Below are 13,432 nucleotides of genomic sequence, written 5' to 3' on the forward strand. Positions count from 1 at the left end.
CGGGGTTGTATAGAGGAGTGCGTCACGACCACAACTGGCAAAAATGTCAGGTGGCAAAGGGCTAGCGCGTTAGTCGCGGTAGAACGTTTGCACCAGGTGGTAGCCGAATTTGCTCTTGATCGGCCCGTGTACCACACGCAAAGGCTTCTTGAAGATCACCTGGTCGATGGCGCCGACCATCTGCCCGGGGCGAATTTCGCCCAGGTCACCACCGCGCTTGCCGGATGGGCAAAGAGAGAACTTTTTCGCGAGCACGTCGAAAGCCTCGCCGTTGGCGATGCGCTGCTTGAGCTTTTCGGCTTCGTCAGCGGTCTTGACCAGAATGTGGCGGGCTTGGGCTTTCATGGGCTACCTGTGCATCGGGGACAAAGGCGGCATTATGCCTGATTGAATCCCGTTGAAGCGATCGCGCCTAAATGGCCGCGATGAATGTCAGCTCTTCAGCTCTTCAGCTCTGCGCGATCGCGAAACTGCTCCAGCGCCGCCGGGTTGGCCAGGGCATCGGTGTTCTTCACCGGCCGCCCATGCACCACATCGCGAATCGCCAGTTCCACCAGCTTGCCACTGATGGTGCGCGGTATGTCGCTGACCTGGGCGATCACCGCCGGCACATGGCGGGGCGTGGTGTACTGGCGTATCACCTGGCGGATGTGCTGGCGCAAGGCTTCATCCAGCTGCAGGCCGTCTTGCAGGCGCACGAACAGCACCACCCGCACATCCCCGTTCCAGTCCTGGCCGATGGCCACGCTTTCCACAACCTGTTCGACCTTTTCCACCTGGCGGTAGATCTCCGCCGTGCCAATGCGCACGCCGCCCGGGTTGAGCACGGCGTCCGAGCGACCGTGGATCACCATGCCCCCGCTGGCACGCTGCTCGGCGTAGTCGCCCTGGGCCCACACCCCCGGAAACTGGCTGAAGTAGGCATCGTGGTAACGGCGACCGTCCGGGTCGTTCCAGAAACCGAGTGGCATCGAGGGGAAGTTGCGCGTGCACACCAGCTCGCCTTTTTCGTCCACCACGGGCTGACCCTGCTCGTTCCACACCTCCACCGCCATACCCAGGCCCTTGCACTGGATTTCGCCGCGACGCACAGGCAGGGTCGGGTTGCCCAGCACGAAGCAGGAGACGATATCCGTACCGCCCGACATGGACACGAGCCACAGGTCGGCCTTGATCTTGTCGTATACATAGTCATAGCTGTGCGGTGACAGCGGCGAACCGGTGGACAGCAGCAGCCGCAGGCTGGTCAGGCAGTGGCTGTTGGCAGGTTCCAGGCCTGCCTGCTCCAGTGCCGCCAGGTACTTGGCGCTGGTGCCGAAGGCGTGGATGCCCTCGGCCTCTATCAGGTCCAGAAGGCGCTCGGGGCCCGGGTGGAACGGCGAGCCGTCGTACAGCACCAGCGTGGCACCCACCGCCAGGCCGCTGGCCAGCCAGTTCCACATCATCCAGCCGCAGGTGGTGTAGTAGAACAGCACGTCATCGGCCTTCAGGTCGTTGTGCAGGCCGTGTTCCTTGAGGTGCTGCAACAGCACGCCTCCGGCGCGATGGACAATGCACTTGGGCACGCCAGTGGTGCCACTGGAATAGAGGATGTACAGCGGGTGGTCGAACGGCAGCGGGGTGAAACGGGGCTCGCCGCCGGGCTGGAAAAAGTCATCCCACAGGCTGACGTTGGCTGCCTGGAATTCATCGGCACGCGTGCCTTTGCGGGTATGGGGCACCACGATCAGGTGCTCCAGGCCAGGCAACTGCGCACACACCTGGTTGACCTTGGTCACCTGGTCGATGGCCTTGCCTGCATACTGGTAACCGGCGCAGACGATCAGCAGCTTGGGTTCGATCTGGCCGAAGCGGTCGATGATGCCGTGCACGCCGAACTCGGGCGAGGAGGTAGACCAGACCGCGCCAAGGCTGGTGCAGGCGAGCATGGCCACCAGTGTTTGCCAGGTATTGGGCATGATGGCGGCTACCCGGTCGCCTGGGACGATACCTACCGCCTTGAATGCCGTTTGCAGCCCGGCCACCTGTGCGGCCAGTTCAGCATGGCTGAACACTTCGCGCTGGCCGTCTTCGCGTACGGCGACCACGGCTGGGCGGTCGTCACGGCGGCGCAGCAGGTGTTCGGCAAAGTTCAGGGTGGCATTGGCGAACCACTGTGCATCGGGCATTTGCGGCCCTTCGCTGAGCACCTGGCTGGGTGGGGTATGCCAATGAACCTGGAAATACTCGGCCAGGGTTTGCCAGAAGGCGGGCCGCTGTTCGATGCTCCAGCCGTGCAGGGCCTGGTAGTCGTTGAGTTGCAGGTTGTAGCGCAGGTTGACCCGGCGGCGGAAGGCATCCATCCGGCTGGCCTCGATCTGCGTTGTGGACGGTCGCCAGAGCACATCGTTCATGCCGAATCTCCTTTACCGGAACAAAAGCAGGCTCAGGGCAGGATCAGCCTCGTGTTGCGAAGAGGCTGACCCAGCAGAGAAAGCGGTCCTGCCTACTCTACTTTAGCCTTCTGCACATCCTGCGATGCCGACCACACGCGGTAGCGCACTTCGACATCCTTGGGCACATACACCACCACCGGCAGCTTGCTGTTGTAGCGCAGCAGGAAGCCATCGCCGACCACCGGCACGAAGGCCTCGGTCTTCTTGCCGTCCGGGCAGGCCATCAGCGTGCTGGCCGGGCCGCTGACGTTGTCCAGGCGGTAGTAATTGTAGCCCCAGCCTTCCAGGGTGCGTGCTTCCAGGTTGCCGCCCAGGCGCTGACGATTGCAGTCGACCTGCAGCGTCTTGCCAGCGAGGATTTCCAGTTTATAGGCCGACTCGTCGGCCTGGGCCGGCAGGTGGATAACCTGCCGGGTGAAGCCTTTTTCCGCCTCGGGGTAGGGCGCGATGTCCTTCAGGCTGGCGGCCATCGCAGGTGCGGCGGCGGCCAGGCTCAGGGCCAGAATCGCGGTCATTGGGGTAGGGCGCATAAGGCCTCCTTGCTGATAAACGAATGCGCGACCGTCGCCAGGCCCAGGCCGCCCGTCACTGGGCCAACCAGCCACCATCGACGTTCCAGGCGGCGCCGCGAACCTGGCTACCGGCCTCGCTGCACAGGAAGAGTACCAGCTCACCGAGGTGTTCGGGGGTGACGAAAGCCAGCGACGGTTGCTTTTCTGCCAGCAGATCGTGCTGCGCTTGCAGCCGATCGCCACCCTTGGCCGCACGATCGTCGATCTGCTTTTGCACCAGCGGTGTCAGCACCCAGCCCGGGCATATGGCATTGCAGGTGACATGACTGGTGGCGGTTTCCAGGCCGACCACCTTGGTCAGGCCGATCACGCCATGCTTGGCTGCCACGTAGGCTGCCTTGCCCATCGAGCCGACCAGGCCATGCACCGAAGCGATATTGATGATGCGCCCCCAGTTGCGCGTGCGCATGCCCGGCAGCGCCAGGCGCGTGCCATGGAATACGGCCGACAGGTTCAGGGCGATGATCTGGTCCCAGCTTTCTGGCGGGAACTGCTCAACCGGTGCCACATGCTGGATACCGGCGTTGTTGACCAGGATGTCGACGCCGCCGAACTCGCGTTCGGCCAGGTTGAACAAAGCCTCGATCTGGACCACATCCGACAGGTCGGCCGGGTGGTGCACAACCTTCACCCCGTGCCGGGCAATTTCCGCCATGGCGGGGCCCGGGTCACCAAAGCCGTTGAGCACGATGTTGGCGCCAGCCCGGGCCAATACCTGGGCGATGCCCAGGCCAATGCCGCTGGTGGAACCGGTGACGAGTGCAGTTTTGCCTTCAAGGGTCATGCAATGCTCCTTAGACGATGCCAGTGGCGTAGAACGTGGCGATGACCACGAACACCGCCAGGGTCTTGATCAGGGTAATACCAAAAATGTCCTTGTAGGCCTCGCGGTGGGTGAGGCCGGTCACCGCCAGCAAGGTGATCACCGCGCCATTGTGCGGCAGGGTGTCCATGCCACCGCTGGCCATGGCGGCTACCCGGTGTAGCACTTCCAGCGGGATATCGGCCGCGTGGGCGGCGGCGATGAACGTGTCGCCCATGGCTGCCAAGGCGATGCTCATGCCGCCCGAAGCGGAGCCGGTGATGCCGGCCAGCAAGGTCACGGTGATGGCTTCGTTCACCAAGGGGTTGGGGATGCTGCGCAGGGCATCGGCCAGCACCAGAAAACCCGGCAGAGAGGCGATTACCGCGCCAAAGCCGTATTCCGAAGCGGTGTTCATGGCCGCCAGCAAGGCACCCCCCACCGCGCTTTTGGTGCCTTCGGCCAGGCGTGTACGAATGGCGCCAAAGGCGCACACCAGGACCATCAGGATGCCCACCAGCAACGCGGCCTGCACAGCCCAGATGGCCGTCAGCTTGGTCACGTCGCTTTGTACCGGTGCACTCATGCCTGGCAATTGCAGGCTGTGACTGGGGCCGTACCAATGCGGTATCCAGTGGGTGAACACCAGGTTCATCACCCCCACCAGTATCAGCGGCGACAGCGCCAGCCAAGGGTTGGGCAGGCTCAGGTCGGCAGCGGTTTCCGGTTCGTTGCGCAAGTCGGTGCCATAACCTTCACCGGCGCGCTGGGCCTTGTTGCGCTGGCGCTGCAGGTAGGCCATGCCGGTAAAGAACACGAACAGCGTGCCGATCAGGCCCAGCCACGGTGCGGCCCAGGCGGTGGTGTTGAAGAAGGTGCTGGGGATGATGTTCTGGATCTGTGGGGTGCCGGGCAGGGCGTCCATGGTGAACGAGAATGCGCCCAGGGCGATGGTGGCCGGGATCAGGCGTTTGGGGATATTGCTCTGACGGAACATTTCGGCGGCGAACGGGTACACCGCGAACACCACCACGAACAGCGAAACACCGCCGTAAGTAAGCAGGGCACAGACCAGTACGATGACCAGCATCGCCTGGCGGGTGCCGAGCAGGCGGATGGCCGCGGCGACGATCGAGCGGGAGAAACCGGACAGCTCGATCAGCTTGCCGAACACCGCCCCCAGCAGGAATACCGGGAAGTACAGTTTGATGAAACCGACCATTTTTTCCATGAACACCCCCGTGAACGCAGGGGCGACGGCGGCAGGGTCGGTGAGCAGGACAGCGCCGAGGGCGGCGATGGGGGCGAAGAGGATTACGCTGTAACCGCGGTAGGCGGCCAGCATCAGCAAGGCCAAAGCAGCGAGTGCGATGAGCACGGTCATCGGGGTGGGTCTCCTGGGTGAGTCTTGTTTTTATCGTTGAGCAGGAGATAGCGGGAATCGTGCCAAGTATGTAACTGGCTGATTTGTAAGGGTTAAAGGGTTTTGTTAGAAGTCTGTGTCTACAATCAGAGACGCCATGGGCTGCCTTACAGCCCATCGCTGGCTTTCCTGTGTTAAAGGGCGCAGCTCTGGCGGTAATCTCAAATCAGAAACAAAAGTCTCCAATCAGAGACCAAGTGCCGCCATCTTCTTGTACAGCGTCGACCGTCCCAGCCCTAAGGCTGCCGCTGCCTCTGGCACTTTTCCTCCCTGTTCGGCCAGCGCCCCGGCAATCAGGCCGCGTTCAAAGGCCTCGCAGGCCTCACGGTAGCTCTGCCGCACGGGCGCTTCAGCCAGCGGGCTCAATGGCCCCAATGCCGCACGCAGGTCCGCAACCCCCAGCCGGGGCTGATCCGCCAGCAGGGTCGCGCGCTCCAGCACATTGCGCAGCTCGCGAATGTTCCCCGGCCACGCATGCCTGGCCAGCAGTTGCTGCGCTTCAGCTTCCAGCTCGTACTGGCTGCCCAGCTCAGCCAATATGGCCTCGCACAGCGCGGGCAGGTCCTCCAGCCGTTGCCGCAACGGCGGAACATCGATCGGCAGCACATTCAGCCGGTAATACAGGTCGGCGCGGAAGGCCCCGCGGGCCATGGCAGCCTGCAGGTCGATGGAGGTGGCGGCAATGATGCGCACATCGCTGCGCAGCATCTGGTTCGACCCGACCGGTTCGTATTCCTTTTCCTGCAGCACCCGCAGCAGCTTGCTCTGCAGGGCCAGCGGCATGTCGCCGATCTCGTCGAGGAACAGCGTGCCGCCTTCGGCCAGTTGCAGCTTGCCGCTGCGGCCCTTGCGGTCGGCACCGGTAAAGGCACCCGGCGCAGTACCGAAGAATTCGGCTTCCAGCAGCGTCTCCGGGATGGCTGCGCTGTTGATGCTGACAAAAGCTTTGTGTGCCCGTGCTGATGCTGCGTGAATGGCGTGGGCCAGCAGCTCCTTGCCGGTGCCGGTTTCGCCCAGCAGCAATACGGGCGAATCACTGCCGGCGCCACGCCGGGCGCGTCGCTTGGCTTCCAGACTGGGCGCGCTGCTGCCGACGAACTGGGCGAAGCTGTATTTGGCCTGGCGGGCGCGCAGTTGCGAGCGGGTCGAGGCCAGTTCCTGCTGCATGCTGGCGTAGCGCTTGAGCAGCGGCGACAGGCTGCGCAGTTCGTCGAACAGGGCAAAGCCGATGGCGCCGATCAGCGCGCCCTGGTCATCGTGGATGGGCAGGCGCATGACCACCAATGGTTCGTTCGGCGTGTCGAGCATGTCCAGCAGGATGGGCCGGCCATTGCTCACCACGTCGCGCATCAGGCTGCCGGGGATCACCGTTTCACACGGCTGGCCGATGGCACTGGCAGCGTCGGCCAGGCCAAAGCGTCGGGCGTAGCGTTCGTTCATCCAGACGATGCGTGCCTGGCGGTCGACGATCACCGTGCCCTCGCTGGACTGCTCGATGATCTCGAACAGTGAGCGGATCGCCAGTTGCCGTACCTGGGGGTAGTCCTTGAGGCTGTCGCTGTCGTGCATGGGTGAACATCCTGAATCATGTATTGGCACAAGCCCGCGAAAAGGGCAGGCCTGAAAACTCATCGTCGGGGGTCAAACGCCTCACGCAAGGCATCCCCGATAAACACCAGCAGTGACAGGATCACCGCCAGCGCAAAGAACGCGGTAAAGCCCAGCCACGGCGCCTCCAGGTGCTGCTTGCCCTGGGTCACCAGCTCGCCCAGCGAGGCGCTGCCCGCTGGCATGCCAAAGCCCAGAAAGTCCAGCGCGGTCAGTGTGGTGATCGCCCCGGTCAGCATGAACGGCACATAGGTCAGCGTGGCATTCATGGCATTGGGCAAGATATGCCGCAACATCACCTGACTGTCCGGTAACCCCAACGCCCGCGCTGCCTTTACATACTCCAGGTTGCGCCCACGCAGGAACTCGGCGCGCACGACGTCGACCAGGGTCAGCCAGGAGAACAGCGCCATGATCCCCAGCAGCCACCAGAAATCCGGCTCGACGAAACCGCTGAGGATGATCAACAGATACAACACTGGCAACCCCGACCATACTTCCAGCAAGCGCTGGCCGAGCAGGTCGACCCAGCCCCCGTGGTAGCCTTGCAGGGCGCCCGCCGCCACGCCAATGAGCACACTGACCACGGTCAGGGCAAAGGCGAACAGCAGCGATACCCGCGTGCCATAAAGCACCCGCGCCAGCACGTCACGGCCTTGGTCGTCGGTGCCTAACCAGTTGCTGGCACTGGGCGGGCTGGGGGTGGGCACCTGCAGGTCGTAATTAGGTGTGTCGGCACTGAACGGGATAGGTGCGAACAGCATCCAGCCACCCTGTTCAGCGATCAGTTGGCGCACATAGGCGCTGCGGTAGTCGGGCTGAAACGGCAGTTGCCCGCCGAACTGCTGCTCGGTGTAGCGTTTGAGCGCCGGAACGTACACATTGCCCTTGTAGCCCAGCAGCAGTGGCTTGTCGTTGGCCACCAGTTCGGCGCAAAGGCTGAGCAGCAGAAGGCCGGCAAACAACCACAGCGACACCCAGCCCAGGCGGTGGCGGCGAAAACGTTGCAGGCGAAGGCGCGACAGGGGCGATAGCATCAGTGCGCCCTCGTATCGAAGTCGATGCGCGGGTCGAGCAGGGTGTAAGACAGGTCCCCGATCAGGCGAATCAGCAGGCCCGCCAGGGTAAAGATGAACAGCGTGCCGAACACCACCGGGTAATCCCGCGACACGGCGGCCTCATAGCTCATGCGGCCCAGGCCATCGAGCGAGAAGATCACCTCGATCAGCAACGAGCCGGCAAAGAACACGGTGATCAGCGCCTGTGGCAGCCCGGCCACCACCAGCAGCATGGCGTTGCGCAACACATGGCCATACAGCACGCGGCGTTCGCTGAGGCCCTTGGCCCGGGCAGTGACCACGTATTGGCGGGAAACCTCGTCGAGGAAGGCATTCTTGGTCAACAGCGTGAGGGTGGCGAACCCACCGATCACCAGGGCCGCAACCGGCAGCACCAGGTGCCAGAAGTAGTCGGCGACCTTGCCCAGCAGGCTGAGCTCGTCGAAATTGTCCGAGACCAGGCCGCGCACCGGGAACCAGTTGAGCGAAGTGCCGCCGGCAAACAGGACGATCAGCAGCAGGGCGAACAGGAACGAAGGCAGGGCGTAACCGATCACGATCAACGCGCTGCTCCAGGCATCGAAGCGGCTGCCGTGGCGCATCGCCTTGCGGATGCCCAGCGGAATCGACACCAGGTAGGTGATCAGCGTGGCCCAGAAGCCCAGCGAGAGGGTGACCGGCAACTTGTCGAGAATCAGGTCGGTGACTTTGGCGCCGCGGAAGAAGCTGTTGCCAAAATCCAGCCGGGCATATTGGCCGAGCATCAACCAAAGCCGCTCGGGGGCGGATTTGTCGAAGCCATACTGGCGCTTGATTTCTTCGATCAGTTTCGGGTCCAGGCCGCGTGTGGCCCGGGATTCGCCATGGACCACTTCGGCTCGCGCGCCGGGTGCGCCGCCACCGATGCCCTGCAGGCGCGCCACGGCTTGCTCCACCGGCCCACCCGGCGCGGCCTGGACGATGGCGAAATTGACCAGCAGGATTGCCAGCAGCGTCGGGATGATCAGCAACAGACGGCGCAGGATATAAGCGGTCATGGCGAGGCCTTCCGGCGTTCGGCCATCTGCGCGTTGGTCAGCGGGGTAGGGCTTACCTCCCACCAGGTGTCCAGACCCTCGTCATAGGTGGCCTGGACCTTGGGCAGACCGAAGCGGTTCCACCAGACGGTGGAGCTGCCCGGCGGGTAATAGTTGGGGATCCAGTAGTAATTCCATTGCAGCACGCGGTCCAGGGCATGGGCGTGGCGCAGCATGTCGGCCTGGGTGTCGGCGCGGACCAGGCCGTCGATCAGGTGGTCTACGGCCGGGTCCTGCAAAACCATCAGGTTGTTCGAGCCGGGGTCGTGAGCGGCCGCCGAACCAAAGTAGTTGTACAACTCGGCGCCCGGCGACAGGGTGACCGGGTAGCCGGTGACGATCATGTCGTAATCGCGCGCCATCAGCCGGTTGACGTACTGGGCCGAGTCGACGTTGCGGATATTCAGGGTCACGCCGATCTGGGCCAGGTTGCGCTTCCACGGCAGCAGCAGGCGTTCAAGGCCCGCCTGGCCATTGAGGAACGTGAACGCCAGCGGCGTGCCCTGGCTATTGACCAGGCGGTCGCCTTCGGGGTGCCAGCCGGCTTGTTCGAGCAGGGCCAGGGCCTGCAACTGCTGTTGACGGACGATCCCCGAGCCATCGGTGACCGGGGCAGTGAACACCGTGGTGAACACTTCATCTGGCACTTGGCCGCGCAAGGGGGCGAGCAGCTTCAACTCGCCCGCATCCGGCAACTGGCGAGCGGCCAACGGCGTATTGGAGAACACGCTTTGCTGGCGGATGTACAGGTTGCGCATCATCTGCCGGTTGCTCCACTCGAAGTCCCATAACATACCCAGCGCCTGCCGCACACGGCGGTCCTTGAACTGCGGCTGGTCGAGGTTGAACACGAAACCCTGGGCCACCTGCGGTTTGGCCGGGCCCAGGTGGGCGCGCTGCAGGCGGCCGTCGTCCAGTTGCGCACCGTTGTAGCCCAAGGTGTAGGCCGTGGCGGAGAACTCGCGGTTGTAGTCGTAGCCACCGCCTTTGAGTACCTGGCGCGCCACTTCGGTGTCGCCGAAGTACTCGATGCGCAGCTTGTCGAAATTGTAGCGGCCACGGCTGGCGGGCAGGTCACGTGCCCACCATGACGGGTCGCGTTCGAAGGTGATGCTGCGGCCGTTGTCGATGCGCCCAATGCGGTATGGCCCGCTGCCGACTGGCTTGTCGAAGCCGGCACCGTTGGCAAAGTCGCGCTGCTGCAGGTCGTGCTCGGGCATTACCGGCAGGCTGGCGAGGTCCAGCGCCAGGGTGCGGCCGTGCTCGGGCTTCAAGTCGAATCGCACGCTGTGCAGGCGTTCTACGGTCACGCGGGCCACGTCGGCGAACTGGGTCCGGTACTTCAGGCTGCCCTTGCTCATCAGCAGGTCGAAGGTGAAACGCACGTCTTCGGCGCGCACCGGCCTGCCATCGGCGAAGGTGGCGCGTGGGTCGATGTCGAAACGCAGCCACTCATCATTGGGGCCGCGCTCCATGCGCCGGGCGATCAGGCCGTAAACGGTATAGGGTTCATCGTAAGAGCGTACCGCCAGTGGCGCGTACAGCAGGCCATCGACTTCGCTGACACCGATGCCTTTGTCGATATAGGGAAGGATATGGTCGAACTGGCCGATCTCGATGGCCGAACGGCGCAAGATGCCGCCCTTGGGGGCGTCGGGGTTTACATAGTCGAAATGCCTGAAGCTGGCGGCGTAGCGGGGGGCTTCGCCGTAGACCGTGAGGGCGTGGGTGGGAGCGGCCTGGACCGTAAAGCCCATGCACGAAAATACAAGCCCCCACAATACTTGTGGGAGCGGGTTTACCCGCGAATGCGTCGGAGCAGGCAACGAGGTTGTCTGGTCTGGCCTCTTCGCGGGTAAACCCGCTCCCACAGGGGGGCTGATCACCGGGAGGGGTGAATCAGTCCTGGCGGCTGGTCACTTCCAGCAGGTGGTAGCCGAACTGGGTCTTCACCGGGCCTTGCACGGTGTTGACCGGTGCGCTGAAGACCACGGTGTCGAATTCCTTGACCATCTGGCCTGGGCCGAACGAGCCCAGGTCACCGCCCTGACGGCTGGACGGGCAGGTGGAGTTGGCTTTGGCGATTTCAGCGAAGTCGGCGCCTGCTTCGATCTGGGCTTTGAGTTCGTTGCACTTGTCTTCGCTGCTGACCAGAATGTGGCGGGCGGTTGCACGGGCCATGGGTACTGCTCCTTGGGGGTAAAAAGGCAAGCCTAGCGCACTTGTCCGGGGTATGTCTCGCCAGGCTTGCAACCATTGGCCTACAGTTTTTGTGCCGCCTCACGCAACAGGGTTTCGGTCGAGGCCCAGCCCAGGCAGCCGTCGGTAATCGACACACCGTATTTCAGTGTGCCCTTGCCCAACGCCTGGCAGCCATCGAACAAGTGCCCTTCGATCATGACGCCGACCAACGAACGGTCGCCGGCCAGGCGCTGTTCCAGCACATCATTGAAGACCGCTGGCTGGCGCGCCGGGTCCTTGCCGCTGTTGGCGTGGCTGCAATCGACCATGATCCGTGCCTGCAGACCGGCCTTGGCCAATGCCTGGCGGGCCATGGCGATGCTGTTTGCATCATGGTTCGGGCCTTTGTGGCCGCCGCGCAGTACAAGATGTGTGTCCGGGTTGCCCAAGGTCTCGATGATCGCCGGGTGGCCCTGAGCATCCATACCGAAGTGGCGGTGTGGGTGGGCCGCGCTGCGCATGGCGTCGCTGGCGATGGCGATGCCGCCGTCCGTACCGTTCTTGAAGCCGACCGGCAGCTCCAGGCCACTGACCATTTCGCGGTGGATTTGCGATTCGGTGGTGCGTGCGCCGATCGCCGCCCAGGCCAACAGGTCGTCGAAGTAACCGGCGGCCATCGGTTGCAGCAACTCGGTAGCGATCGGCAGGCCGCGTTCGATCATGCTCAGCATCAGCCCGCGAGACAAGGCGATACCCGAGTGCATGTCGTCACTGCCATCGAGGTGCGGGTCGTAGGCCAGGCCTTTCCAGCCCACTGTAGTACGCGGTTTTTCGACGTAGGCGCGCATCACCAGCAGCAGCTTGTCGTTGACTTCGCGGCCAAGGGCGGCCAGGCGGTCGGCGTATTCAAGGGCCGAGCGTGGGTCATGAATCGAGCAGGGGCCGACGATGACCAGCAGGCGCGGGTCGCGGCCTTCGAGGATGTTGCGGATGGCCTGGCGATGGGCCTGGACTTGCTGGGCCAGTTCGCTGGGCAGTGGCATCTGCTGCTTGAGCAGGTGCGGGCTGGGCAGGCGTTTGCTGACAGTGGTGTTGGCCGCTTGCGGCTGGGTCAGGGGCAGGGCGAGGCTGGAAGCGTGCATGGCGTTTTTCCCTGGGCGGACAGCGGGTTCAAGCCCGCATGGTCGGCCCTATCGAGGTGTTCGACAGATCGTTGAATTCGTATTGGCTGCTGCATTGCCACCTGTAGAAGACCGATCGGAGGCGGCAGGCTGGCCCGAACGGGATTGGCTAAATCGCCAGGCGCAGGTGTTTGCGTAGTAATAAGTGGCGTAGTTCATGAATCTGTCCTCAAAGTGAATCTGTGTTGGTCAAAGGCCTGAAAAACAAAACCCCCGGTCGGGAGGCCGACCGGGGGTTTGAGTATTCTCATGTTCGGCGGCCCCTCGAAGGTGGACGCCGGGTGGGTATCGGCGCCTAGTGGCTAAACCAATACCCAAAGTAATAGCTGGCAGGTGCCACGCAGCCGGCAACGGCCAGCACAGGGCGCAGGCTGCGACCGGTGTGGTTGGCGTGGTTGCGGGTGTGTTTCGGCATGTTGCTCTCCAGTGAATGAGCCCGAGCTTACTTCAGTTCGTGCGGGCCATTCAATGGATAAATGCTATGGGGCCGATCATTTATTTTTGTACTGACTGGTTCAATGGCCGTAGCGCCCGACCAGGCTCTGCGCCCCCAGGGCGTGGCCTTGCAGCAGTTGCAGCAGGCCGCTGCGGTCCAGCCCCTCGGGCAAGGTACCCAAGGGCAGGTCGGTGGCAATCAGGGTCAGGGCGTAATGATGGGGGTTGTCGCCGGCGGGAGGACAGGGGCCGCGGTAGCTCTGGGTGCCACGGGAGTTGCGGCCCACTGTCACGTAGGGCCCGCTCAACCCCGCCGTGCCTTCCTTGAGCCCATCGTGTTCGGGATCGATGTTGTAGGCCACCCAGTGCACCACACCCACACCCTTGCCACCGTCCGGGTCGAACATGATCAGGGCCAGCGACCGCGTACCTGCGGGCAGGTTGTCCCAGCTCAGTTGCGGGGTCCGCTCTTCACCGGCACCGCATGCCGGGTCCTGGCCGACCTGTTGCAGGGCAATGACGCCGCCATCGGTGAAAGACGAGGAACTGACCGACATCGCGCCTTGGCCGCCTGCGGCGGCCAACGCTGTGCAGGGCAGCAAAGCAGCGAACAGCCAGTGTCTGAGGTGCATGGTCAATCCTTGGCAGGGCGTCACGGCTC

Annotated in this window: 12 protein-coding genes; all 12 read right to left on the bottom strand. The window is 63.6% G+C overall.

What is annotated here, in order from left to right; all coding sequences use genetic code 11:
* Nucleotides 1-69: 69 nt before the first annotated feature.
* Nucleotides 70-345, bottom strand: coding sequence for a peptidylprolyl isomerase (locus tag ACF8O8_RS25210; RefSeq protein ID WP_010953969.1), 276 nt, complete (start codon nucleotides 343-345; stop codon nucleotides 70-72).
* A 95-nt stretch (nucleotides 346-440) separates the two neighbouring features.
* Nucleotides 441-2,393: an acetoacetate--CoA ligase gene (locus tag ACF8O8_RS25215; RefSeq protein ID WP_392510667.1), complete on the bottom strand. Its 1,953-nt coding sequence runs from the start codon at nucleotides 2,391-2,393 to the stop codon at nucleotides 441-443.
* A gap of 92 nt (nucleotides 2,394-2,485) precedes the next feature.
* On the bottom strand, nucleotides 2,486-2,965 hold the full coding sequence (gene eco / locus ACF8O8_RS25220) for a serine protease inhibitor ecotin (RefSeq protein ID WP_012052429.1): 480 nt from the start codon (nucleotides 2,963-2,965) through the stop codon (nucleotides 2,486-2,488).
* Nucleotides 2,966-3,020: 55 nt separating this feature from the next.
* Complete coding sequence (hbdH, locus tag ACF8O8_RS25225) at nucleotides 3,021-3,791, bottom strand: 3-hydroxybutyrate dehydrogenase (protein WP_392510668.1); 771 nt, start codon at nucleotides 3,789-3,791, stop codon at nucleotides 3,021-3,023.
* A gap of 10 nt (nucleotides 3,792-3,801) precedes the next feature.
* A complete protein-coding gene (locus tag ACF8O8_RS25230; RefSeq protein ID WP_010953973.1) occupies nucleotides 3,802-5,193 on the bottom strand; it encodes a GntP family permease in 1,392 nt (463 codons plus the stop codon).
* Between the two features lie 225 nt (nucleotides 5,194-5,418).
* Nucleotides 5,419-6,801 carry a sigma-54 interaction domain-containing protein gene (locus tag ACF8O8_RS25235; protein ID WP_392510669.1) on the bottom strand — a complete coding sequence of 461 codons (1,383 nt, stop codon included), beginning with the start codon at nucleotides 6,799-6,801 and terminating at the stop codon, nucleotides 5,419-5,421.
* 59 nt (nucleotides 6,802-6,860) lie between these two features.
* A complete protein-coding gene (locus ACF8O8_RS25240) occupies nucleotides 6,861-7,877 on the bottom strand; it encodes an ABC transporter permease (protein WP_392510670.1) in 1,017 nt (338 codons plus the stop codon).
* Nucleotides 7,877-8,935, bottom strand: coding sequence for a microcin C ABC transporter permease YejB (locus tag ACF8O8_RS25245; protein ID WP_064490558.1), 1,059 nt, complete (start codon nucleotides 8,933-8,935; stop codon nucleotides 7,877-7,879). The genes ACF8O8_RS25240 and ACF8O8_RS25245 overlap by 1 nt, the downstream gene beginning before the upstream one ends.
* On the bottom strand, nucleotides 8,932-10,731 hold the full coding sequence (locus ACF8O8_RS25250) for an extracellular solute-binding protein (protein ID WP_392510671.1): 1,800 nt from the start codon (nucleotides 10,729-10,731) through the stop codon (nucleotides 8,932-8,934). The genes ACF8O8_RS25245 and ACF8O8_RS25250 overlap by 4 nt, the downstream gene beginning before the upstream one ends.
* 142 nt (nucleotides 10,732-10,873) lie before the next feature.
* Nucleotides 10,874-11,155, bottom strand: a complete 282-nt coding sequence (locus ACF8O8_RS25255; protein WP_003248318.1) for a peptidylprolyl isomerase — start codon at nucleotides 11,153-11,155, stop codon at nucleotides 10,874-10,876.
* Nucleotides 11,156-11,235: 80 nt separating this feature from the next.
* Complete coding sequence (locus tag ACF8O8_RS25260) at nucleotides 11,236-12,297, bottom strand: 3-deoxy-7-phosphoheptulonate synthase (protein WP_014591068.1); 1,062 nt, start codon at nucleotides 12,295-12,297, stop codon at nucleotides 11,236-11,238.
* A gap of 554 nt (nucleotides 12,298-12,851) precedes the next feature.
* Nucleotides 12,852-13,403 carry a YbhB/YbcL family Raf kinase inhibitor-like protein gene (locus ACF8O8_RS25265; RefSeq protein WP_350297812.1) on the bottom strand — a complete coding sequence of 184 codons (552 nt, stop codon included), beginning with the start codon at nucleotides 13,401-13,403 and terminating at the stop codon, nucleotides 12,852-12,854.
* Between the last annotated feature and the right edge of the window lie 29 nt (nucleotides 13,404-13,432).

The sequence above is a fragment of the Pseudomonas sp. TYF_14 genome (genome assembly GCF_043105275.1).
Taxonomy (GTDB): domain Bacteria; phylum Pseudomonadota; class Gammaproteobacteria; order Pseudomonadales; family Pseudomonadaceae; genus Aquipseudomonas; species Aquipseudomonas alloputida.